General features: G+C 63.7%; 22 protein-coding genes. 13 read left to right on the top strand and 9 right to left on the bottom strand.

The features are described from left to right. The first annotated feature begins 31 nt into the window (after positions 1-31). Positions 32-1,147: an anhydro-N-acetylmuramic acid kinase gene (locus AADA15_RS02025; protein ID WP_341639874.1), complete on the top strand. Its 1,116-nt coding sequence runs from the start codon at positions 32-34 to the stop codon at positions 1,145-1,147. Between the two features lie 402 nt (positions 1,148-1,549). Here AADA15_RS02025 and AADA15_RS02020 read toward each other — a convergent pair whose 3' ends face one another. Then, a complete protein-coding gene (locus AADA15_RS02020; protein WP_341639873.1) occupies positions 1,550-1,969 on the bottom strand; it encodes a cupin domain-containing protein in 420 nt (139 codons plus the stop codon). Between the two features lie 69 nt (positions 1,970-2,038). Here AADA15_RS02020 and AADA15_RS02015 point away from each other — a divergent pair, with 69 nt between their 5' ends. After that, the gene (locus AADA15_RS02015; protein WP_341639872.1) at positions 2,039-3,457 is read left to right on the top strand and encodes a protein adenylyltransferase SelO; all 1,419 of its coding nucleotides are present in this window, start codon (positions 2,039-2,041) and stop codon (positions 3,455-3,457) included. A 166-nt stretch (positions 3,458-3,623) separates the two neighbouring features. On the opposite strand, the gene AADA15_RS02010 is transcribed toward AADA15_RS02015, so the two are convergent. Then, positions 3,624-4,511: a DMT family transporter gene (locus AADA15_RS02010; RefSeq protein ID WP_341639871.1), complete on the bottom strand. Its 888-nt coding sequence runs from the start codon at positions 4,509-4,511 to the stop codon at positions 3,624-3,626. Positions 4,512-4,648: 137 nt separating this feature from the next. On the opposite strand from AADA15_RS02010, the gene AADA15_RS02005 reads away from it, so the two are divergent. Further along, complete coding sequence (locus AADA15_RS02005; protein WP_341639870.1) at positions 4,649-5,347, top strand: endonuclease/exonuclease/phosphatase family protein; 699 nt, start codon at positions 4,649-4,651, stop codon at positions 5,345-5,347. Between the two features lie 89 nt (positions 5,348-5,436). On the opposite strand, the gene AADA15_RS02000 is transcribed toward AADA15_RS02005, so the two are convergent. Beyond that, complete coding sequence (locus tag AADA15_RS02000) at positions 5,437-6,765, bottom strand: DEAD/DEAH box helicase (protein WP_341639869.1); 1,329 nt, start codon at positions 6,763-6,765, stop codon at positions 5,437-5,439. A gap of 372 nt (positions 6,766-7,137) precedes the next feature. Between AADA15_RS02000 and AADA15_RS01995 the strand changes: the two genes are divergently transcribed. From AADA15_RS01995 to eno, 3 genes are all read left to right on the top strand, one after another. Beyond that, the gene (locus tag AADA15_RS01995) at positions 7,138-7,551 is read left to right on the top strand and encodes a Fur family transcriptional regulator (protein ID WP_341639868.1); all 414 of its coding nucleotides are present in this window, start codon (positions 7,138-7,140) and stop codon (positions 7,549-7,551) included. Between the two features lie 160 nt (positions 7,552-7,711). Continuing rightward, positions 7,712-8,593: a DMT family transporter gene (locus tag AADA15_RS01990; RefSeq protein WP_341639867.1), complete on the top strand. Its 882-nt coding sequence runs from the start codon at positions 7,712-7,714 to the stop codon at positions 8,591-8,593. A gap of 157 nt (positions 8,594-8,750) precedes the next feature. After that, entirely contained in the window at positions 8,751-10,028 is a 1,278-nt protein-coding gene (eno, locus tag AADA15_RS01985) for a phosphopyruvate hydratase (protein ID WP_341639866.1), read from the top strand. A gap of 96 nt (positions 10,029-10,124) precedes the next feature. Here the strand turns inward: eno and AADA15_RS01980 are convergent, their stop codons facing one another. From AADA15_RS01980 to mazG, 4 genes are all read right to left on the bottom strand, one after another. Continuing rightward, entirely contained in the window at positions 10,125-10,400 is a 276-nt protein-coding gene (locus tag AADA15_RS01980; protein ID WP_341639865.1) for a YMGG-like glycine zipper-containing protein, read from the bottom strand. 119 nt (positions 10,401-10,519) lie between these two features. Continuing rightward, positions 10,520-10,969, bottom strand: coding sequence for a GNAT family N-acetyltransferase (locus AADA15_RS01975; protein ID WP_341639864.1), 450 nt, complete (start codon positions 10,967-10,969; stop codon positions 10,520-10,522). Next, on the bottom strand, positions 10,966-11,907 hold the full coding sequence (locus AADA15_RS01970; protein ID WP_341639863.1) for a nucleoside hydrolase: 942 nt from the start codon (positions 11,905-11,907) through the stop codon (positions 10,966-10,968). Before AADA15_RS01970 ends, AADA15_RS01975 begins: the two co-directional genes overlap by 4 nt. A 33-nt stretch (positions 11,908-11,940) precedes the next feature. After that, positions 11,941-12,765 (bottom strand): nucleoside triphosphate pyrophosphohydrolase, encoded by an 825-nt coding sequence (gene mazG / locus AADA15_RS01965; RefSeq protein ID WP_341639862.1) that lies wholly within the window; start codon positions 12,763-12,765, stop codon positions 11,941-11,943. A gap of 62 nt (positions 12,766-12,827) precedes the next feature. Between mazG and AADA15_RS01960 the strand changes: the two genes are divergently transcribed. The 4 genes from AADA15_RS01960 to AADA15_RS01945 all read left to right on the top strand — a co-directional run bounded on the left by AADA15_RS01960 (position 12,828) and on the right by AADA15_RS01945 (position 16,539). Next, on the top strand, positions 12,828-14,003 hold the full coding sequence (locus AADA15_RS01960) for a M20 aminoacylase family protein (RefSeq protein WP_341639861.1): 1,176 nt from the start codon (positions 12,828-12,830) through the stop codon (positions 14,001-14,003). 81 nt (positions 14,004-14,084) lie between these two features. After that, complete coding sequence (gene speB / locus AADA15_RS01955) at positions 14,085-15,056, top strand: agmatinase (protein WP_341639860.1); 972 nt, start codon at positions 14,085-14,087, stop codon at positions 15,054-15,056. Between the two features lie 7 nt (positions 15,057-15,063). Beyond that, a complete protein-coding gene (gene speB / locus AADA15_RS01950) occupies positions 15,064-16,011 on the top strand; it encodes an agmatinase (protein ID WP_341639859.1) in 948 nt (315 codons plus the stop codon). A gap of 69 nt (positions 16,012-16,080) precedes the next feature. Next, positions 16,081-16,539 carry a DUF1499 domain-containing protein gene (locus tag AADA15_RS01945; protein WP_341639858.1) on the top strand — a complete coding sequence of 153 codons (459 nt, stop codon included), beginning with the start codon at positions 16,081-16,083 and terminating at the stop codon, positions 16,537-16,539. A 130-nt stretch (positions 16,540-16,669) separates the two neighbouring features. On the opposite strand, the gene AADA15_RS01940 is transcribed toward AADA15_RS01945, so the two are convergent. After that, the gene (locus AADA15_RS01940) at positions 16,670-16,975 is read right to left on the bottom strand and encodes a hypothetical protein (RefSeq protein ID WP_341639857.1); all 306 of its coding nucleotides are present in this window, start codon (positions 16,973-16,975) and stop codon (positions 16,670-16,672) included. Between the two features lie 85 nt (positions 16,976-17,060). Here AADA15_RS01940 and prfA point away from each other — a divergent pair, with 85 nt between their 5' ends. From prfA to AADA15_RS01925, 3 genes are all read left to right on the top strand, one after another. Next, the gene (gene prfA / locus AADA15_RS01935; protein WP_341639856.1) at positions 17,061-18,116 is read left to right on the top strand and encodes a peptide chain release factor 1; all 1,056 of its coding nucleotides are present in this window, start codon (positions 17,061-17,063) and stop codon (positions 18,114-18,116) included. A gap of 34 nt (positions 18,117-18,150) precedes the next feature. Further along, a complete protein-coding gene (prmC, locus tag AADA15_RS01930) occupies positions 18,151-18,966 on the top strand; it encodes a peptide chain release factor N(5)-glutamine methyltransferase (protein ID WP_341639855.1) in 816 nt (271 codons plus the stop codon). 220 nt (positions 18,967-19,186) lie between these two features. Beyond that, complete coding sequence (locus tag AADA15_RS01925; RefSeq protein ID WP_341639854.1) at positions 19,187-19,876, top strand: DUF4167 domain-containing protein; 690 nt, start codon at positions 19,187-19,189, stop codon at positions 19,874-19,876. A gap of 561 nt (positions 19,877-20,437) precedes the next feature. Here the strand turns inward: AADA15_RS01925 and rsmA are convergent. Further along, on the bottom strand, positions 20,438-21,283 hold the full coding sequence (rsmA, locus tag AADA15_RS01920; RefSeq protein ID WP_341639853.1) for a 16S rRNA (adenine(1518)-N(6)/adenine(1519)-N(6))-dimethyltransferase RsmA: 846 nt from the start codon (positions 21,281-21,283) through the stop codon (positions 20,438-20,440). Between the last annotated feature and the right edge of the window lie 42 nt (positions 21,284-21,325).

The raw sequence follows: 21,325 nt of genomic DNA, 5'->3' as shown, positions 1-21,325 counted from the left end.
GTTCAGGGCTGTTCAGACAAAAGGGCATAAGATGACACGAGCGATTGCAAAGACGGGCCGCGTGATCGCGCTTGGCGCCATGAGTGGCACCTCGCTCGACGGGGTGGATGCGGCGCTGGTCGAGACGGACGGAAAGCGGATCTTTGCTTTCGGAGAAAACCGCTATCGCCCCTATTCGGAGGCGGAGCGCGCGGTGCTGCGCGCCGGTCTGGGCAAATGGTCAGGGCCAGAGGTCGAAGCCGCCGCCGCGCTGACAGATCGCGTCCATGCCGAAGTGCTGGCGGATTTTCCCGAGGCTGAGATTGTCGGCTTTCACGGCCAGACGCTGGCTCACGCGCCGCGCCGTCAGGGCACGTTGCAGGTGGGCGATGGCGCTGCCTTGTCCGAAGTTCTGGGAAAGCCGGTGGTCTGGGATTTCCGCTCGGATGACGTCGCTTTGGGCGGGGAGGGCGCGCCGCTTGCGCCGTTTTTTCACTTTGCCTGCGCCAAATACATCGGAGCGACGACTCCGCTTTGCTTCCTGAACCTCGGCGGGGTGGGCAACCTCACTTATGTGGATCCGCGCTTTGATCGCCCCGAGGACCCCGGTGCACTTCTGGCCTTTGACACAGGTCCGGCCAATGCGCCGCTCAACGATTTGCTGCAGGCGCGGCTGGGTCTGCCGTTCGACAGGGACGGTAAGATTGCCCGCAAGGGGCAGGTCGAAGAGGGCGCGCTGGAGCTGTTCCTGGCCGAGCCTTTCTTTGCAAAAATGCCGCCCAAATCACTGGATCGGAACGATTTTGCCGAAATGGTCACGCTGGTGGGCGAACTCAGCGATGCTGATGCGGCCGCAACGCTGACGGCCATGTGTGCAGCCGCCGTGGCGCAGGGGATGGAGCATTGCCCCGCGCCGCCAGAAATGGTGCTTGTGACCGGCGGCGGGCGTCACAACCCGGTGCTGATGGAGATGTTGCGCGTCTCGCTCGACTGCCCGGTGAAACCGGTCGAGGATGTGGGCCTTGATGGCGACATGCTGGAGGCGCAGGCCTTTGCCCATCTGGCGGTGCGCGTGGCGCGGGGCATGCCGACCTCCTGTCCCGGCACCACCGGCGTGCGCGCCTGCGTGGGCGGCGGCGTGGTCAGCCTGCCGGGTGAGGGGGGATGACCGGGCGATGACCCAGTTGACCGAGTAGGCGCGAAGCACACCGGCCTTACTCGGCCGGGTCTTGGCTCTTTGATTTGCACTTATACGGAACAGTCTCCCAATACATGCGAGGGCGCAGAATGGGGACCGCTGAGGCGAGACAGACCTCTTCACCCTCCTCCAAAAGGGGACGGCCACTGGAAGACTTTCTAAGGCGAGAAAGCTTGACCTTCGGCGCTTTTGGATCTTCCAACAGGCTGGCATGAACGGCCCAAATCCCGCCAAGCCTTCTGCTGACATGGTACTCGACCTCATCGATCCGAGCTTTGTGGAAACGCTCCGGGAAAGGCTGTTGCTCGCCCCACATGAGGACCGCCGCAAAGACGGGAAGGAGCCAAGCGGATTTCGTGACTTTCCAAGGACTCATTGGCGCGGAATATCAAACCCTGGCTTTGCCAGTTCGAAGCCTTCGAACTGAAATCCCGGCGAGACGGTGCAGCTGACCAGCGTATAGTCGCCGGTCGTGCGCGCAGCCTGCCAGTGGCCTGTGGGCACGATCAGCTGCGGCGCGCCCTTGGTCAGGTCCGGGGTCAGCAGGTGATCTGTGGCGGGGCCTTCATCCGTTTCCGACAGCGACAGCACCAGCGGCGCGCCCGCGTGAAAAAGCCAGATCTCGGCCGCATCGACCCGGTGCCAATGACTGGCCTCCCCGGCCTTCAGCAGGAAATAGATACAGGTGCCGGTGGGGCGGCCTTCGTTTTCGGCCACCCAGGTCTGACGGTACCAGCCGCCCTCGGGGTGGGGCTGCAATCCCAGATGCTGGATAATCTCATCGGCTGTCACGGGGCCGTCTCCCATTTCATTTCGCCTCTTTGCGCTGGCAATCCCTGCCTTGCCGCATATGTTTGAGCCATGACATTGCACATCCCCTTTGACAACACCTACGCGGCCCTTGGCCCGGTGTTCTACAGCAAACAGGCGCCCGAGCCGGTCTCGCAGCCGCGCATGCTCGCCTTCAACCGCGACCTGGCGCAGGTCCTCGGCATTACGCCCGGCGATTTGCCTGAAATGGCCGAGGTCTTTGGCGGCAACCGGGTGCCGGAGGGCGCCGATCCGCTGGCGCAGCTATACGCGGGGCACCAATTCGGCACCTTCAATCCGCAACTGGGCGACGGGCGTGCGGTTCTTCTGGGAGAGGTCGTCGGTGCCGACGGCGTCCGCCGGGATATCCAGCTCAAGGGGTCCGGGCGCACGCCCTATTCGCGCCGGGGCGACGGGCGCGCCTGGATGGGGCCGGTTCTGCGGGAATATGTGGTCTCCGAGGCGATGCATGCCCTTGGCATCCCGACAACGCGCGCGCTGGCTGCGGTGGAAACCGGCGATCCCGTCTGGCGCGAGGGCGCGATGCCCGGCGCGGTACTCACGCGGGTCGCGGCGAGCCATCTGCGAGTCGGCACCTTCCAGATCTTCGCCGCGCGCGGGGAGCGGGAGGCGCTGAGGCGGCTCACGCAATATGCCATTGAGCGACACTACCCGGAGGCGCAGGGGCCGATGGGCCTCTTGCGCGCGGTGCGGGATGCTCAGGCGCGGCTGGTGGCGCAATGGATGTCCGTGGGCTTCATCCACGGGGTGATGAATACGGACAATTGCGCCATTTCCGGCGAGACGATCGACTATGGTCCCTGCGCCTTCATGGATGTCTACAATCCTTCGCAGGTGTTCAGTTCCATCGACCGCATGGGGCGCTATGCCTATGACAACCAGCCGGGGATCATCGTGTGGAACCTGGCGCAGTTGGCAACGGCCCTGATCCAGCAGCTTGATGATCCGCAGGAGGCGGTAGAGGAAGCGACCGAGATCGTGCACGCCATGCCGGGTGTGATCGAGCGGGAGTGGCTGTCGCGCTTTGCCGCCAAGATCGGGATCGCGACGCCGCAGACCAGCGACATGACGCTGATCGAGGACCTGCTGGAGCGCATGGCCGCGGGGCAGGCCGATTTCACCAATACCTTCCGGGCGCTTTCGGGCGAAACCGCGCGCGATCAGTTCATCGATCCCGAGGCTTTTGACGGGTGGGCGGATGGCTGGCGCCAGCGCCTTGAGGCCGAGGAAGACCCCAAGACCCTCATGCGGCAGGTCAACCCGGCCTTCATCCCGCGCAATCACCGCATGGAAGAAATGATTGCGGCGGCGGTCAGCGGCGATATGGCACCGTTTGAGCGGCTGATGGATGTCTTGGCGCGACCCTATGAGGACCAGCCGGAGCATGCGGACCTGCAGAACCCGCCCAGTCCCGATGAAGTGGTTCCCGCAACCTTCTGTGGCACCTGAAAGCGGGCGTTCTCCCGCGCGGGATCGGCCTCCTGGCGGAGGCGCTCGCCCCCTTGGGCCCGGCGCCGTGCTCTGCACGGCGCGCGCCCCGTCGGGGCGCCATGCCCAACGGGAACGGACGCATCTTTGATGCGGCCGTGACGGGCGGGAGGACCCGCTGGCGGGCTTAAGGCCGGTTGATCAGGAAGACGCCTGCCGCCACCAGCGCAAGCGCGAGCCAGACCTCGTAGGTCAGCGTCTCGCCGAGGATCAGCCAGCCCATCAGCACGGCCAGAACGGGTGACAGGAAGCTGAAGGAGGCGACCGAACCAGCCTTGTAGATGGTGAAAAGCCAGAACCACAAAAGATATCCAAGGCTGGCAATGGCGATGGCCTGAAACAGCACGCCCGCGATATGGATCGCCTCCGGCGCGCGCAGCATCGGGCCGAACAGTGGCGACAGCACCAGCAGCAGGACGGCTGAGACCGTCAACTGGTAAACGAGCTGCGTCACGGCGGGCACCTGTGACAAGGGCGTTGCCCGCACGCAGAAGGCAATCCCCGCCCAGCACAGGGTCGAGGCCAGCGCCAGCATGTCCCCCAGCGCCGATGCGCCGCTGGCGTCCCGGTCCAGCACCGCCAGCACCACGCCGCCCATGGCCAGAACCAGCCCGGCGATGCGAGGGCCGGTCAGCCGCTCTCCGGGTAGCCAAAGATGTGCGGCCAGCGCCAGCCAGACCGGCATCGAGTTGAAGATGATCGTCACCCGCGACACGGATGAGACGTCCAAAGCCCAGAACAGGCAGATGAACTCGGCCGTGAACAGAAGGCCGACCACAAGACCCCAAAAATGCGCACCTTTTGGCAGGCCGCCATCTGGCCGGAGTCTGGGTTTGCGCAACAAGACCCACAGCAGGATCACCGCCAGCGCAATGAGCGACCGCAAACCGGCCTGAAACACCGGGCCAAAGCCGCCATTGGCGATCTTGATCACCACCTGGTTGAAGCCCAGAAGGGCGGCAAACCCCGTAAGCGCGAGGGCGCCCGCGGCGTCCATGGATCTCTTTTCTGTCATGGGCGCATCAGCGCCGAGCGGTATGGGACTGTCAAGCCTGACCTTTCGCCAAAATCCGCCTTCCGACGGGGACCCTCTCCGTTCTTGTCTTGCAGAGCCTGGCAAGGCGATGAAAACTGGCGTGGAAAGGAGCCTGCATGCCCGAAACCACCCTGCGCGTTGCCAGCTACAACATTCAGAAATGCATCGGCCTGGACCTGCGCCGACAGCCGCGACGCATCCTGAACGTCCTTGAGGACATCGGCGCGCGCATCGTGTTGCTGCAGGAGGCGGACAAGCGCCTGCCACCCCGCCCGGCGGCGCTGCCGCATTTCGTGCTGAACGAGGCGGGCTGGCAGGATGTGGATCTGGGCGGTGCCGGATCGCTTGGCTGGCACGGCAATGCGGTGATCTGGAAGGGGCAGGGCATTGCCTTGCGTGACAAGGGCCACATCGATCTGCCAGGGCTGGAGCCGCGCGGCGCAGTCTGGGCGGCCTTTGATACCCCGATCGGGCCCTTGCGTGTGGTGGGGGCCCATCTGGGGCTGACCGGCCGGGCGCGGCGCGCTCAGGTTCTGCACCTTGCCCAGCATATGGAGGCATGGAGCGATATGCCGGCGGTCTGGGGCGGGGATTTCAACGACTGGTCGCGCAGCTCGGTTCTGGACCGGCTGGCCCCGATGATGCGCTTTCTGCCGCCTGTGCCCAGTTTCCCGGCGCTTCGGCCCCTCGGCGCCCTGGACCGGATTGCCCATAGTGACGGTCTGGAGGCCGTGCGCACCGGGGCCCACAGGGCGCAGCCGGCCCATATCGCCTCGGACCACCTGCCTGTCTGGGCGGATCTGCGGCGGGTCTGAAGACTTCGTTTGAACGCAAGGAATTTGAACGCAAGGAAAAGGCCGCCGTGCAGGGCAGGGCGGCCTTCGGTCTTGCTATCGAGTGTGGGTCAGCTGGAGCGGCGGCGCTGCCCGCCGCCCTGGCCTGCTGCGCCCTGTGCGCCACCCTGACCTTGGCCCTGACCCGGACCACCGCGACCACCGCCGCCGCCGCGACGACGGCGATTGCCGCCGGGGCGTCCGCCGGGTTTTCCACCGCCACCGGGACCGCCACGGCGCCCCTTGGGCGCTGCGGGATCGGGCAGCACTTCCCAGGGCCGACCCGAGGCCACGGGGATGGTGATCTTCATGGTCTTTTGGATCGCCTTCAGCTCTTCCATTTCATCCGGCGCGCAGAAGGCGACGGCCTGACCGTCCTTGCCCGCGCGCGCGGTGCGGCCGATCCGGTGTACATAGGCGTCCGGCACATTGGGCAACTCGTAGTTGTAGACGTATTTCACATCCGGGATGTCCAGACCACGCGCGGCCACATCGGTTGCGACCAGAACCTTGACCTCACCGGATTTGAAGGCGGCCAGGGCGCGTTCGCGCTGGCCCTGGCTTTTGTTGCCGTGGATGGCGGCGGCCGCGAAACCGGCCTTCTCCAGTACCCGCATCAGCTTTTCCATACCATGTTTGGTGCGACCAAAGACCAGTGTGCGCTCGTCCTTGTGTTCGGTCAGCAACTCTTTCAGCAGGTTCAGCTTTTCCGCCTTGGCAATAAAGTGCACCGACTGGGTGACCTTGGCGGCGGGCTTGCCCGGAGGGGTGACCTCGATGCGCACGGGGCGCTTCAGGTAGGAATTGGCGATCTCGTTCATCTGCTTCGGCATGGTGGCCGAGAACAGCATGGTCTGGCGCTCTTCGGGGAGAAGGCCTGAGATCTTGCGCAGGGCATGGATAAAACCGAGGTCCAGCATCTGGTCGGCCTCGTCCAGCACCAGGAAGTCGCAGGAGCCGAGGTCCAGCGCGTTGCGGTCCAGAATGTCCAGAAGGCGACCGGGTGTCGCCACCAGAATATCGGTGCCGCGCGCGATGCGCTGGATCTGCGGATTGATCGACACGCCGCCAACCACAAGGCCGATCTTCATCGGCGAGCCATCGGTCAGGTCCCTGAGCGTGGCGGCGATCTGGTTGGCCAGTTCGCGCGTTGGTGCCAGAATGAGGCCGCGCACGGTCTTGGCTGCCGGTTTGCGGCCATAGTCCTGCATGCGGGTGACCAGCGGAATGCCGAATGCGGCGGTCTTGCCGGTGCCGGTCTGCGCCAGGCCCAGCACGTCTTCGCCATTGAGGGCGTGCGGAATGGCGCGGGCCTGGATCGGGGTCGGATCCTTCAGACCCATTGCATCAAGGCGGGAGAGAAGCTGCTCGGGCAGCCCCATGGTGGAAAATTCAGTCAACTGTCGTCCTTTCGCGGCCTTCGCGACATGCAAAGAGCCGGTGCCGCGAACACTGGAACCCTGTCCAGCGCGCGGTAGTGGTGGGGCAGGGACCTCTGGCGGGGGCTGGCCGAATGCCAGGCCGCCGGTCTCTGCAAACGCCCCACGCGTGATTTTGGGAACAAGGGCATATCACTAGACGCCGGGATCAGTCGCACCTCAGGTGCACCGGGCTGTCTCTGCTCACGCGGCAGGGAGGGATGCCTTGACAGGCAAATGGCGATCTTTGCGGCGGATGTCAATGGCACGCGCTGCGAAAGGCAGGCGAATTGCCGGTTTGCGCGGGGATCGTCCTTCGTTAAACAGGGGACCCAGTGAACAAAGAGGACCGCGATGCCAGATTCGATTATCGCCCGCTGCGAGGCCAAGGGCCTGCGCATGACCGGCCAGCGCCGCGTGATCGCGCGGGCGCTCCAGGACAGCGATGATCATCCTGACGTGGAAGAGCTTTATGCCCGCGCCAGCGCGCTGGATGCGGCGATCTCACTGGCGACGGTCTATCGTACGGTAAAGCTGTTCGAGGAGGCAGGTATCTTGGAGCGGCTCGAGTTCGGCGACGGGCGCGCGCGTTACGAGGACGCCGACCGCGACCATCACGACCATCTCATTGACATCAACTCGGGCGAGGTGATCGAATTCTGCGACCCCGAAATCGAGGCGCTGCAGGAAAAGATCGCCGCCAAGCTGGGCTACCGGCTGAAGGGGCACAAGCTGGAGCTTTACGGGGTTCCCATCAAGAAGGGATGATTCAGCGCGACCGACCGGAGGCGGGAATCAATTCTCGTGATGATTAACATCACAACTTGTGGCTTTGGCCTGCGGTGAAATTGCTTGCTGCTGCGGCGAACTCTGGGCATGCCCGTCCTGACCGCACAATCCGTGTGGATGGCTTTGGCAGGGGGCGCAGATGAACAACGTTCAGGGAATTCTCCTGGTGATCGGTGCAATGGCGGCCTTCACTCTTGAGGACATGTTCATCAAATCGCTTTCTGCGTATTTGCCGGTGGGGCAGATCCTGATCTTTCTGGGGATCGGGAGCGGGACGGTTTTTGCCGCGCTGGCCAAATGGCAGGGCCATCGGATCCTGGCGCCGCGTGCCTGGAGACGGCTTCCGGTTCTGCGCGCCCTGTGCGAAGCGGTGGCGGCGGTGAGTTTTGCCAGTTCCCTAGCGTTGGTTGAAATCTCGGTGGTGGCGGCAGTGTTTCAGGCCACCCCTTTGGTGATCACCATGGGCGCTGCCCTGTTTCTGGGTGAACAGGTTGGCTGGCGGCGGTGGAGTGCGATCCTGGTCGGCTTTGCCGGGGTTCTCATGATCATCCGGCCGGGCCTTGCGGGTTTTGAACCGGCGGCTCTTCTGGTGCTGGTCTCCGTTGTCGCGGTGGCGGGGCGGGATCTGATGACGCGGATCATGGACAGCGCCGTGCCTTCAACGGTGGTCAGCTTTCAGGCCTTTGCCGTGGTGATCCCGGCGGGCGCGATCCTGTTGCTGATGACACCGGGGGACGCGCGCCTGCTGGTCGGAACAGAGTGGCTGATGATGCTGGGCGGCGTGATCTTCGGCGTTCTGGGCTACTACGGCATTGTTACGGCCATGCGGGTCGGAGATGCCTCGGCCGTCACCCCGTTCCGGTATTCGCGTCTGGTCTTCTCGATCCTCGTGGGGGTGGTCATGTTCAACGAGCGCCCCGATGCCATGACTCTGGCAGGGGCGGCGCTGATCATTGCGTCCGGCCTTTACACTTTCATGCGCGAGCGGCGGCTTGCGCGCCAGCAGAGCCGGGCCGCCTGAGCCTCGCCTCAGAAACCTGCAGACTGTTGGCGCAAACAGCGAATTGTTAGCCCTAAAGGGGCGATTTTACGCACGTTAGCGATAACGAACCCAGTTTACTTTCCGCCATCGGCTGCTATGACGCAGGCAACCATTTGCCATAGTCAGGAACCGACCGATGAGCACCATTATCGACATCCACGCCCGCGAAATCCTCGACAGCCGGGGCAACCCGACCGTCGAGGTCGACGTTATCCTCGAAGACGGCACCATGGGCCGCGCCGCCGTGCCTTCGGGCGCCTCGACCGGCGCCTATGAGGCGGTGGAAAAGCGCGATGGCGACAAGTCCCGCTACATGGGGAAGGGCGTTCTGGAGGCCGTGGCCGCCGTCAACGGCGAGATCGCCGAAGAGCTGGTCGGCTTTGACGCGACCGAGCAGGTCGCCATCGACAGCGCCATGATTGAACTGGACGGCACCGACAACAAGGGCCGTCTGGGCGCAAACGCCATTCTGGGTGTCTCGCTCGCCGTGGCCAAGGCGGCTGCAGATTTCACCACCCAGCCGCTGTTCCGCTATGTGGGTGGCACCTCGGCGCGGGTTCTGCCGGTTCCGATGATGAACATCATCAACGGCGGCGAACACGCGGACAACCCGATCGACATTCAGGAATTCATGATCATGCCGGTGGCTGCGGAAAACATCCGCGACGCCGTGCGCATGGGCGCCGAAGTCTTCCACACCCTGAAGAAAGAGCTGTCCGCGGCGGGTCTCAGCACCGGGATCGGCGATGAGGGCGGTTTTGCCCCCAACATCGGCTCTTCGCGCGAGGCGCTGGATTTCATCCTGAAGTCGGTTGAAAAGGCAGGCTACCGCCCCGGTGAGGACATCTATCTGGCGCTCGATTGTGCGGCGACCGAGTATTTCAAGGACGGCAAATATGTCCTGTCCGGTGAGGGCAAGACGCTGACCTCCGAAGAAAACGTCGACTATCTGGCGGCGCTGGTTGCGGATTACCCGATCATCTCGATCGAGGACGGCATGTCCGAGGATGACTGGGACGGCTGGAAGCTCTTGACTGACAAGATCGGCGACAAGGTGCAGCTGGTGGGCGACGATCTCTTCGTGACCAACCCGGCGCGTCTGGCCGATGGTATCTCGCGCGGCGTTGCGAACTCCATGCTGGTGAAGGTGAACCAGATCGGATCGCTGACCGAGACCCTGCGCGCCGTCGATATGGCGCACCGCGCCCGCTACACCAACGTGATGTCGCACCGTTCGGGCGAGACCGAGGATGCCACCATCGCCGACCTCGCCGTGGCCACCAACTGCGGTCAGATCAAGACCGGCTCGCTGGCGCGCTCGGACCGGCTTGCAAAATACAACCAGCTGATCCGCATCGAAGAAGTGCTGGGCGAAGTGGCCGAATACGCGGGCCGCTCGATCCTGAAAGGCTGATCGGCCCCGAAGACACGGGTTTCGATAACTAACAAGAAAAGCCCCGCACCAATCGGTGCGGGGCTTTTTCGTGTCTTGCGGGCGGATGAGTTGATCTTACGGGCAGGGTGCCTCGTAGTAGGTGCCATCGCCACGGGCATAGGCGCAGGTGTTGGTGGCCTGGTTCTGAGCAACGATGGTGCCAGCGGCCGCACCCGCAAGCGCCGCGATGATGCGCCAGTTCTTGTTGGCATCCAGAGCCTCGGCGGCGATCAGGCCTGCGGCAGCGCCACCGGTGACACCCACGACGGTGCGCTGTTCGGTGGTCAGGTTCTCGCAAGCGGTCAGCGCCAGAAGGGCGGCAGCAGCAAAAGCGGTGAGTTTGGTTTTCATCAGAGGTCTCCTGTCAGGTTCCAGGCAGGAGTATCGCCCCGATTATGAGGCTGTGATCTGTTCTAGATCAAAATGAGACAAGATTTCTTCATTCGTGCGGCGCCTTTCGCGGGATCCTGTTAAAGTTCCTTGCTCATCAGAACGTAGTTCAGGCGCGGCTTGAAGCGGGCCCGGGCATAAAGCCGCTGGGCCGGTTCGTTCTCCCGGTCGACCTCAAGCTGGATGGCCTTGATCCCGGCCTCGGCCAGAGTCTTGGGCAGCTCCGTCAGCACCTCGGTCGCGATACCGCGCCCGCGCACGGCGGGGCGGATGTAGATCTCATCCACAAAGCCGTCCATGCCGCCGAATTCCACCGACCAGCTGAAGGTCACCACGATATAGCCAATGGGCGCGCGTGTGGGGCCGATGATGTAGACCGCGCCATAGGGGATCCCCTCCAGCAGCGGCGCAATGGCCGCCTCGCGTGCTGCGTCCGTCCGCTCGATCCCTTCCTCTGCATGAAAGGCGGCGACCAGTGGCAAGAGCGTGCCCAGATGTTCGGGCTTGGCAAGGTGCAGAGCGGCGCTCATAGCCGGGCCAGCCTTTCAGTAATGAGCTGGAAGAAGCCATCCGCGTTGATATTTCCCATGAACATGGCGTTTGGCTCGCGCTCGGTGACGCCCCACCAGTCGGCGACGGTCATGCCAAGGGTCAGCTCGGACTGGGTTTCGATCTCCACGTTCACATGGCGGCCCGAAAACAGTTCGGGCTGCAACAGGTAGGCGATCACGCAGGGGTCATGCAGCGGGCCGCCTTGCGATCCGTATTTCGCCACGTCAAAGCGTTCGAAGAAATCGAGCATATCGGCGGTGAAATGGGCGGCGCGGGTATCCAGCGCACGGATCGCCTCGACCCGGGGGCGGGTGGCCAGCGCCTTGTGGGTCACATCGAGCGGCATCACCACCAGCGGCACGCCGGAGGTAAAGACCAACTTGGCCGCCTCGGGATCCACATAGATGTTGAACTCAGCCGCCGGCGTCACATTGCCCACCTCGAAATAGGCGCCGCCCATCAGCACGATCTCCTTTATGCGCGAGGCAATGTCGGGCGCCTTCTGCAGGGCGGTTGCGATATTGGTGAGTGGCCCGAGCGGGCAGAGCGTGACCGTTCCCGGCGCATGACGGCGCAGGCTGTGGATGATGAAATCCACCGCATGGCCCTCGGTCAGCTGCAGCTTCGGCTCCCACAGCTTCGGCCCGTCCAGACCGGTCTTGCCATGCACATGTTCGGCGGTGACCAAGGGACGGGACAGGGGGGCCTCGCAGCCCGCATGCACCGGCACATCCGTACGGCCTGCGACCTCGCAGATCATGCGGGCGTTCTTCTGGGTCAGCTCCAGCGGCACATTGCCCGCCACACAGGTGATGCCGAGCACTTCCAGTTCCTCGGGAGAGGCCAGCGCCAGAAGCAGGGCTACGGCGTCGTCCTGGCCGGGATCCGTGTCGATGATGATCTTGCGTGCGGTCATGAAAAGGGCTTTCCGTGTCTCAATAAGGCGTGCTCAGGCGGTCTTGGCGCGCTGGGCTTTCTTTTCGGCATCCCACAGCGCGTCCATTTCTTCAAGTGTGCTGTCCTCGGGGCGTTTGCCCATGGCGGCCAGCCGGGCCTCGACGCCTTCGAAGCGGCGGATGAACTTGGCATTGGCGCGGCGTAGGGCAGACTCGGGTTCGACCCCCAGATGGCGGCCAAGGTTGGCCATGACGAACATCAGATCGCCGAATTCCTCCTCCACGGCGTCCTGTGTCAGAGCATCGCGCGCCTCCACCAGTTCGGCGGCCTCTTCCTGGATCTTGTCAATCACGTGGCTGGCTTCGGGCCAGTCGAACCCCACTCGCGCCGCACGCTTTTGCAGCTTGTAGGCGCGCAAGAGCGCCGGGAGGCCCACTGCGACCCCGTCCAAAGTGCCTTTTTGCGCTTTGTCGGCGCGCTCGGCGGCCTTGATCGCCTCCCAGTCGCGGGTCTGCTGTTCGGGAGATTTGTCGCGCGATTCGTCGCCGAAAACATGGGGATGGCGGCTGACCATCTTGTCCGACATGGTCCGCACCACGTCCTGAAAGGTGAAATGCCCGGCTTCCTCGGCCATCTGGGCGTGAAAGACCGACTGGAACAGGAGATCGCCCAGCTCGCCTTTCAATTCATCCCAGGCCTCACGCTCGATCGCATCGGCCACCTCATAGGCCTCTTCGATGGTATAGGGCGCGATGGTGGCGAAATCCTGCGCCACATCCCAAGGGCAGCCGCCGTCGGGATCGCGCAAGGCCCGCATGATCTGCAAAAGCCGTTCAATTCCGGCGGTTTCGTCGTGGATGAGGTCTTTATCGGCCATTGCAGCTGCCCATTGATCAGTGTCAGATGCATCATCCCGAGTCTGACCAAGGAGTCCACCCCATGCCGGTCGTCAACCGCATCGCCGATTTTGCCCCCGAGATGACCGAATGGCGCCGCCATCTGCACCAGATCCCGGAACTGGCGCTGGACCTGCCGAAGACCGCCGCCTTCGTGGCCGAGCGTCTGCGCGAGTTCGGCGTGGACGAGCTGCACGAGGGCATCGCCCAGACGGGTATGGTGGCGATCATCAACGGGCAGGGGCATGATGCGCCGGGCGCAAAGACCATTGGCCTGCGCGCCGATATGGACGCCCTGCCGATCCCCGAGGAAACCGGGGTAGAATACGTCTCGGGCCACGCGGGCAACATGCATGCCTGCGGTCACGACGGGCACACCACCATGCTGTTGGGCGCGGCCAAATACCTGGCGGAGACGCGCAACTTTTCGGGCCGCGTCGCGCTGATCTTCCAGCCCGCCGAAGAGGCCATCGGCGGCGCCCGCATCATGGTCGAAGAAGGGATCATGGACCGCTTTGGCATCAATGAGGTCTATGCGCTGCACAATGCGCCGGGCCTGCCGGTAGGGGCCTTTCTGACCACGCCGGGGCCGATCATGGCCGCGGTCGATACCTTTCACGTCTATATTCAGGGGCAGGGCGGCCATGGCGCCATGCCGCATGAAACACGCGACCCGGTGATGGCGGCCTGCGGCATTGCCCAGGCGATTCAGACCATCGTCAGCCGCAACCACTATGCGCTGCAGGACCTGGTTGTCTCAGTCACCCAGATCCATACTGGCACCGTGGACAACGTGATCCCGGACACCGCCTATATCAACGGCACCGTGCGCACATTCGACCCGGAGGTGCAGAAGATGGTGATGCGCCGCATGGAGGAAATCGTCGCAGGCCAGGCGGCCAGTTACGGCGTCGAGGCGCGGCTTGACTACGAGGTGGGCTACCCGGCTACCATCAACGAGCCAGCCAGGACCGGCTTTGCCGCCGAGGTGGCACGGGAGATTTCTGGTGCTGACAACGTGGAGGCCGAAGCCGGGCGCGAAATGGGTGCCGAGGATTTCTCCTACATGCTGGAGGCACGCCCCGGTGCCTATCTGTTCCTCGGGCAGGGGGATACGGCGGGCCTGCACCACCCGAAGTATGATTTCAACGACGAGATCGCCCCCATCGGAGCCTCCTTCTTTGCCCGTCTGGTGGAGCGCGCGCAGCCGGTAGGTTGATATCAGCGTGGAGAGGTGACAAGCCCGCGCCAGTGGGCTATTCCCGGCTAAAACAGGGTTAACAACAGCAGGGCAGGCCCGATGGCACTCGAAGACGCAAAGACCCAGGTGGATCAGGCCTTCACCCGCGAAGACCTGAAGGGCCTCAGTTTCGAAAACACCTTTGGCGGGGCACCCTCCTTTGCGCGCCGCCGCTACACCAAGGACCTGAGCACCGCCGATATTGCCGTAACGGGCGTGCCCTTTGACCAGGCTGTCACCAACCGCCCCGGCACCCGCCTGGGGCCCCGCGCGATCCGCGAGGCGAGCTTGCTTCAAAGCCCCGATGCGCCCTATGGCTGGGGCTATTGTCCGCTCAGCGAGCTGGCCATCGCGGATTATGGCGATCTGGCCTTTGACTATGCCAATGTGCCCGCCTTCCCGGAGACGCTGACCGCTCATATCAAGGGTATGCTGGACAGCGATACCGCCTCGGTCGCGCTGGGCGGGGATCACTACATCAGCTTTCCGATCCTGCGCGCCTATGCCGAGAAATACGGGCCGATCTCGCTGCTCCATTTCGATGCCCATACCGACACCTGGGCGGACGATGATTTCACCCGCGTCGACCACGGCACCATGTTCTACAAGGCGGTGAAGTCGGGGATCGTGGATCCTGCGACTTCGGTGCAGGTGGGCATTCGCACCACCAACGAGGACACGCTGGGCGTCAATATCATCGACGCCCCCATGGTGCATGAGATCGGTCCGGTGGAAACCGCACGCCGCATCAAGGAAATCCTCGGCGATCGTCCCACCTACCTTACCTTTGACATCGATTGCCTCGATCCCGCCTATGCGCCGGGCACGGGCACCCCGGTCTGGGGCGGGCTGACCTCGGCGCAGGCGGCGCGGATCCTGCGCGATATCGCCGGGATCAATATCAAGGGTGGCGATGTGGTGGAGGTCTCCCCTCCGTTCGATACCACCGGCGCCACGGCGATTGCGGGTGCCCATGTGGCGATGGAGATCATCTGCCTTCTGGGCTGGAACATGACAAACAGAAGTGGCTGAGCAGAGAATGGCTGAATTCAATCAACCGATCAGTGGCAACGATCTGGCGCGGTTCTCCGGGCCCAACACCTATATGCGCCTGCCGCAGGCGACCTCGCTTGTGGGGCTGGATGTGGCGGTTCTGGGGATCCCGATGGATATCGGCACCTCCTGGCGGTCGGGCACCCGGTTCGGCCCCAAGCAGATCCGCGCCGAAAGCGCCATGCTGCGCCCCTACAACATGGCGACGGGGGCCGCCCCCTTTGACAGTCTGAACATTGCCGATATCGGCGATCTGGCGATCAACACCTTTTCGCTGAAGGATTCGCTGCGCATCATACAGGACAGCTATGCGGCGATTCTGGGCGGCACGGCCATTCCGGTGGCGATGGGCGGCGATCACTCGATCACCCTGCCGATCCTGCGCGCCATCGCCGCGAAATACGGCCCCGTGGCGCTTGTGCATATCGACGCCCATGCGGACGTCAACGACGAGATGTTCGGCGAAAAGGAAACCCATGGCACCGTCTTCCGCCGCGCCTATGAAGAAGGTCTGATCGTACCCGACAAGACCTATCAGATCGGCATTCGCGGCACTGGTTATTCGGCGCAGGATTTTGCCGAGGCGCAGTCCTGGGGGTTCCAGCATTTCCCGGCGCAGGAGCTCTGGGGGCGGCAGCTGCACAACATGGGTGCGGAAATTCGTCGCGATATCGGCAATAGGCCGGTCTATGTGACCTATGATATTGATAGTCTCGATCCGGCCTATGCGCCGGGCACCGGCACGCCCGAGATCGGCGGGCTGACGACACCGCAGGCGCTGGAGCTGATCCGCTCCCTCAAGGGGCTCAATATCGTGGGCTGCGATCTGGTCGAGGTGTCGCCGCCCTATGATCCTTCGGGGAACACGGCACTGACGGCGGCAAACCTGCTGTATGAGCTGATCTGTGTGTTGCCGGGTGTGAAGACGAAATAGGCAGGCGGAGCGGTCACGCGGGAAACCATGACCTCTGCGGGTTGCGGGACGGCGGGGACGGGTAGTCGCATGGGACGGGTGATGATGGTGGGGTGGATTGCACTGGCCCTTGTGGTGGTCGTCTTGGGGTTCGTTCGGCTGGCGCCGTCGGATCCGCTGGACTGGAACACCCAGCCGGAACTCTCCGAGGACAAGGAATTCCGCGGCGGTGTGTTCCGGGTGGTGCGCACCGGGCCGGATGGGCTGGAACGGTTTCACCGGATCGCGGGCCAGGCGTCGCGGACCAAGCTATTGGCGGGATCGGTCGAAGACCGGATGACGACCTATGTGACCCGCACCAAGCTGTTCGGGTTTCCCGATTACACCACGGCGCGCCAGGACGGGGAATTCCTGAAGGTCTATGCGCGGCTGCGGTTCGGGCGCTCCGACCTTGGCACCAACAAGGCGCGGATCGACTCCTGGCTGTCCCAGATGGCGCCTTCAGCAGCTCACCTGTCCGACGAGGGTGAGAAGACCTCGACAAACTGATTTGCCTTTCTGCTTTTGTCGCAGGCGAAGCTCTCCCGCCCGTCGCAGGTGCATGATACATGCACTGCTCCCGTTGGGCCGGGCGCCGCGCTGACGCGCGGCGCGGATGGCGCTGCAAAGGATGCCACCGCTAGAGCCTGGGCAGACGCGCCGGTGGCTGCGACAGCGGTGCAGTCAGGCGCAGATCCAGACGGGCCGAGGGGCAGGCCGACTGCACCTCTCGCCACATGGGAACATTGAGGGACATCTGGCACTGCGCCATGAAGCTGCGCCCATCCACGAAAAGGCAGCGGAACTCTCCCAGCTCTACGCGGGCTCCGGCCTTGTCGGTGCAGTAGCAGTCTATGGTCTTGCCGCCCGGCCCGACAACATCCGCCACGGCAGGCAGGCCGATGCAGAACGAGGCGCAAAAAAGAACAGCTCTGGCATATTGCATGGCCCTAGAATATCACAAGGGACGTGCCAGACCAAAACGTTCATGGCCGCCCCACAAGACCCGAGAAGCAAAATAGGCCTTCCCCATGGTACCCGAAGATCGGCTGGAGCAGATCCTGCAACGGTTTCAATATCTTGAAGCAGCGATGGCGGATGGGGCCAGCGGCGGAGATATTGCGGCCCTGGCGCGGGAGTATTCCGAGCTGAAACCGGTGGCCGAGCAGGTTGTTGCCTATCGAAAGCTGTTGTCGGATATGGCCGAGGCCGAAGCCATGCTTTCGGATCCCGATATGAAAGAGCTGGCAGAGGAAGAACTGCCCAGCCTGAAAGCGGCCCTGCCAGAAGCAGAGCGCGCTCTGCAACTGTCGCTGCTGCCCAAGGACAAGGCCGATGCCCGCCCTGCCATTCTGGAAATCCGCCCCGGCACCGGCGGCGACGAGGCGGCCCTGTTCGCAGGTGACCTTCTGCGCATGTACCAGCGCTATGCCGAGGCGCGCGGCTGGAAATTCGATATCCTCGAAGAACAGGCGAGCGAACTTGGCGGCATCAAGGAAGTCACCGTCCATATCAAGGGCGAGAACGTCTTTGCCCGGCTCAAGTATGAATCAGGTGTCCACCGCGTGCAGCGTGTGCCCGTAACCGAATCGGGCGGGCGCATCCATACTTCCGCGGCCACTGTTGCCGTGCTGCCGGAAGCCGAGGACGTGGATATCACCATCGATCCCAACGATCTGCGCATCGATACGATGCGATCCTCGGGCGCTGGCGGGCAGCACGTGAACACCACCGACTCGGCGGTGCGGATCACGCACCTGCCCACGGGGACGGTCGTCACCAGTTCCGAGAAATCCCAGCACCGCAACCGCGAGATCGCCATGCAGGTGCTGCGCACGCGGCTGTATGACCTTGAGCGTCAGCGTATCGACAGCGAGCGTTCCGCCAGCCGCGCAAGCCAGGTGGGGTCGGGCGACCGGTCCGAGCGCATCCGCACCTACAACTTTCCACAGGGGCGCATGTCGGATCACCGCATCAACCTGACGCTCTATAAGCTGGACCAGATCATGCAAGGCGACCTGGATGATATCATCGACGCGCTGGCCGCGGATGATCAGGCCCGCATGCTGGCCGAGATGGGCCAGTAGGGTGGAACTGTCCGGGGTCACGGCAGCCCAGGCGATGGCGTCGGCCACCGCGCGTCTGCGGGCGGCGGGCGTGCCGGATCCGGCGCGCGACGCGCGTGTGCTATTGGCCCACGCGGCCAAGATCGAGGCCAGCCGCGTCACTCTGATTGCCCCGGAAGAGCTGTCATCCGAGGTGGCCGACCGCTATGAGCAACTCGTCTCCCTGCGCTGTATCCGCGTGCCGGTCTCTCATCTGATCGGTGAGCGGGAGTTCTACGGGCGGCGCTTCAAGGTGTCTGGTGATGTGCTGGATCCGCGCCCCGAGACCGAGACCCTGATCGAGGCAGCCTTGTCACGTCCCTACACGCGCATTCTGGATCTTGGCACAGGGTCGGGGTGTATCCTTGTGACCCTTCTTGCAGAGCGGCCCGAAGCCACCGGCCTGGGCGTTGATCTGAGCGAAGCCGCCTGCCTGCAGGCCAGTGCCAATGCGGTGTTGCATGGGGTGGCCGATCGCGCAGACATCCGCCAGTCGGACTGGCTTTCGCGTGTGTCGGGCCACTTCGATCTGATCGTCTCAAACCCCCCTTACATTGCAAAATCCGAAATGGACGAACTGTCACCCGAGGTCCGTGATCATGAGCCGCAGATGGCCCTGACCGATGGCGCCGACGGGCTGGAGGCCTATCGGCGTATCCTGTCCTCGGTGATGCAGCATCTTGTGGAGGGGGGGCGTCTCCTGGTCGAGATAGGCCACACTCAGGGGGCTGCAGTGGCGGATCTGTTCCGGTCTGCCGGACTTGAACAGGTGCAGATTCTCCGCGACCTTGATGGCCGTGACAGGGTTGTCAGCGGTTTTCGGCCCATCTGATCCGGCTTGCCTCAAAAAAATTCGTACTTTAGAAAGAAAAAAGGTCGAAAATCGCCATGACCCTCTTGTATGGGGGCGTTGAAAATGGTTACTCAAACTGTCGCTTAAAGAGCGAGGCCACCGCCTCCCGGCGACATCAAGCCCAAAAAGTCGATGATCCGGCGCCACGGCGCACAGAGTTGGGTCCTAGACACATTAAATCAAGGCTGACGTTAGACATATGAGATCGTCAAAATCACGTTCGCGTTCCAAGTCGAACCGGAACCGTCCCGCCAATGGTGCCAATGTTGTCAACCGTGTGTTCGACAGTTCCGGTCCCGAAGGCAAGGTGCGCGGCACGCCGCAGCAGATCATCGACAAATACAATCAGTTGGCGCGTGATGCCCAGCTGAGCAACGATCGTGTCGCTGCCGAGAATTTTCAGCAGCATGCCGAGCATTACCTGCGCCTGCTCAACGATGCACAGCGCGAGATCGATGCGCGCCGCGAAGAGCAGGAACGCCAGAACCGCGAACGCCAGGCCGAGCGCGACCGCGAACGCGCCGAGCGGCTGGAACGGCAGGAACGTGAATCGACGGCCAAGGCCCAGGATCCAGCTGAGGCGCCGCAGCCCGATGTGATCGACCCGCGCGAAAGCGCGGCGCAGGAGGCCGGTCAGGATCAGGACAGTGGTCTGGTAGAAACCCCTGAAAGCAAGGGGGAAACCGGAGAGCCTGCGGCAAAGAAACCTGCCCGCAAGCCCCGCGCCCCGCGCAAACCGGCCCCGAAAAAGGCAGCTGATGACTCCGGTGACGAAGCCGCTTCTGCCGAAGAGGCCAAAGAAGACGGCGAGAAAAAGCCAGCGGCCAAGAAAACCACACGCAGCCGCGCCAAGCCCAAGCCGGAAGACACCGCAGAAGCTGCTGAATAACGCAATGCCCATATGGGTGGGGACGCTTTGATGTCCCAGCAAAAGACTAAGGCCTCGGTGCATCTGTACCGGGGCTTTTTGCATCGCCCCGATGGTTTTCGCTGACGCGACAGCCGCGTTCGGTTAGCTGTCCGGCATGCCGGAAACCTCTCCCCTCGTTGCCATGGACATTGAAAACCTGACCCGCGCGCTTGCACAGCAGGCCCCGCACCGGCGGCATCTTTCCTTGAGCCGTCTCACGTCATCCGGCACCGACAACGCCGTGTTTCGCCTGGGCGACGGGCTGGTCCTGCGGATGCCCCGACGCAGCGCGGCGGTTCTGCTGAAGAAGGAGCTGGACGGGCTGGCGCATCTGCAAGACCTGCCTCTTGCTGTGCCACGGTTGCGTTTTCGGGGACAGGTGGAGGCAGGACCCGTCGTCGAGTTTGGTGTTCTCGATTGGATAGAGGGACAGGTGGCCACGACAGATCACATTGCGGACTGGCACGATGCGGCCCGCGGTCTTGCAGCCTGTCTCGCGGCGCTCCACGGCAAGAAGACGGTCGGCGCCCAGCGGTTGGATCAGCTCAGCGGTTTCAGGCTGCGGGCGAGGGCGCAGAAGGCTTCGAGACTCACCTGTTCGGCGCGTTCGGTCGGGGCGATCCCTGCGGTCTTCAGGTGGTCCTCGATCTCGGGAGAGACCCCTTTCAGGCTGGCCCGGAGCATCTTGCGGCGTTGGTTGAAGGCAGTGGCCACCACGCGTGACAGGGTCGCCGCATCCGCCGGATAGCGCGGTTCTGGCAGGGCATCGAGATGCACCACGGCACTGCTGACCTTGGGGGGCGGGGTAAAGGCGCCGGGGGGCAGCGACAGAACGATGCGCGCCTCGGCTCGCCACTGGGCCAGAATGGCAAGGCGGCCATAGGCCTTGGAGCCGGGCCGGGCCACGATACGTTCGGCCACTTCGCGCTGGAACATCAGCGTCAGGCTCTGCCAGAAGGGGGGCCAGTCTTTCGGGGTCAGCCAGCGCACCAGCAGTTCGGTGCCCACGTTGTAGGGCAGGTTGGCCACGACCCGCACCGGGGGCGTCAGGTACTCCAGCGGGTCGATCTCAAGCGCGTCGCCGTTGATCACCTGCAGGCGGCCCGGATAGGCGGCGGCGATCTCCTCCAGCACCGGCAGGCAGCGGCTGTCCTTTTCCACAGCCAGAACCCGGCGTGCGCCTTCCGCGAGCAGGCCCCGGGTCAGGCCGCCGGGGCCGGGACCGATCTCAAGCACGTCGCACCCCGAAAGGTCACCGGCCTGGCGCGCGATCTTGGCAGTCAGGTTCAGGTCCAACAGGAAGTTCTGGCCCAGCGATTTGCGGGCCGAAAGCTGGTGCGTGGCGATCACGTCGCGCAGGGGGGGCAGGGTATCGATCTGGCTCATGGCCCACCTATGCGGCGAAAGCCGTGCTCATGGCAAGGGCCA

The sequence above is a fragment of the Phycobacter sedimenti genome (assembly GCF_038148855.1).
Lineage (GTDB): Bacteria > Pseudomonadota > Alphaproteobacteria > Rhodobacterales > Rhodobacteraceae > Phycobacter > Phycobacter sedimenti.
This window is presented reverse-complemented; position numbering and strand designations above follow the sequence as displayed.

What these genes read in the sequence shown, in the direction of transcription:
- speB (WP_341639860.1), top strand. Translation starts at nt 14,085, where the DNA reads ATGGCACTCGAAGACGCAAAGACCCAGGTGGATCAGGCCTTCACCCGC.
- AADA15_RS01970 (WP_341639863.1), bottom strand. Translation starts at nt 11,907, where the DNA reads ATGACCGCACGCAAGATCATCATCGACACGGATCCCGGCCAGGACGAC.
- prmC (WP_341639855.1), top strand. Translation starts at nt 18,151, where the DNA reads ATGGCGTCGGCCACCGCGCGTCTGCGGGCGGCGGGCGTGCCGGATCCG.
- prfA (WP_341639856.1), top strand. Translation starts at nt 17,061, where the DNA reads ATGGTACCCGAAGATCGGCTGGAGCAGATCCTGCAACGGTTTCAATAT.
- AADA15_RS02015 (WP_341639872.1), top strand. Translation starts at nt 2,039, where the DNA reads ATGACATTGCACATCCCCTTTGACAACACCTACGCGGCCCTTGGCCCG.
- AADA15_RS01995 (WP_341639868.1), top strand. Translation starts at nt 7,138, where the DNA reads ATGCCAGATTCGATTATCGCCCGCTGCGAGGCCAAGGGCCTGCGCATG.
- rsmA (WP_341639853.1), bottom strand. Translation starts at nt 21,283, where the DNA reads ATGAGCCAGATCGATACCCTGCCCCCCCTGCGCGACGTGATCGCCACG.
- eno (WP_341639866.1), top strand. Translation starts at nt 8,751, where the DNA reads ATGAGCACCATTATCGACATCCACGCCCGCGAAATCCTCGACAGCCGG.
- AADA15_RS01940 (WP_341639857.1), bottom strand. Translation starts at nt 16,975, where the DNA reads ATGCAATATGCCAGAGCTGTTCTTTTTTGCGCCTCGTTCTGCATCGGC.
- AADA15_RS02005 (WP_341639870.1), top strand. Translation starts at nt 4,649, where the DNA reads ATGCCCGAAACCACCCTGCGCGTTGCCAGCTACAACATTCAGAAATGC.
- AADA15_RS01975 (WP_341639864.1), bottom strand. Translation starts at nt 10,969, where the DNA reads ATGAGCGCCGCTCTGCACCTTGCCAAGCCCGAACATCTGGGCACGCTC.
- AADA15_RS01980 (WP_341639865.1), bottom strand. Translation starts at nt 10,400, where the DNA reads ATGAAAACCAAACTCACCGCTTTTGCTGCTGCCGCCCTTCTGGCGCTG.
- AADA15_RS01960 (WP_341639861.1), top strand. Translation starts at nt 12,828, where the DNA reads ATGCCGGTCGTCAACCGCATCGCCGATTTTGCCCCCGAGATGACCGAA.
- speB (WP_341639859.1), top strand. Translation starts at nt 15,064, where the DNA reads ATGGCTGAATTCAATCAACCGATCAGTGGCAACGATCTGGCGCGGTTC.
- AADA15_RS01990 (WP_341639867.1), top strand. Translation starts at nt 7,712, where the DNA reads ATGAACAACGTTCAGGGAATTCTCCTGGTGATCGGTGCAATGGCGGCC.
- AADA15_RS01945 (WP_341639858.1), top strand. Translation starts at nt 16,081, where the DNA reads ATGGGACGGGTGATGATGGTGGGGTGGATTGCACTGGCCCTTGTGGTG.
- AADA15_RS02010 (WP_341639871.1), bottom strand. Translation starts at nt 4,511, where the DNA reads ATGACAGAAAAGAGATCCATGGACGCCGCGGGCGCCCTCGCGCTTACG.
- mazG (WP_341639862.1), bottom strand. Translation starts at nt 12,765, where the DNA reads ATGGCCGATAAAGACCTCATCCACGACGAAACCGCCGGAATTGAACGG.
- AADA15_RS02025 (WP_341639874.1), top strand. Translation starts at nt 32, where the DNA reads ATGACACGAGCGATTGCAAAGACGGGCCGCGTGATCGCGCTTGGCGCC.
- AADA15_RS01925 (WP_341639854.1), top strand. Translation starts at nt 19,187, where the DNA reads ATGAGATCGTCAAAATCACGTTCGCGTTCCAAGTCGAACCGGAACCGT.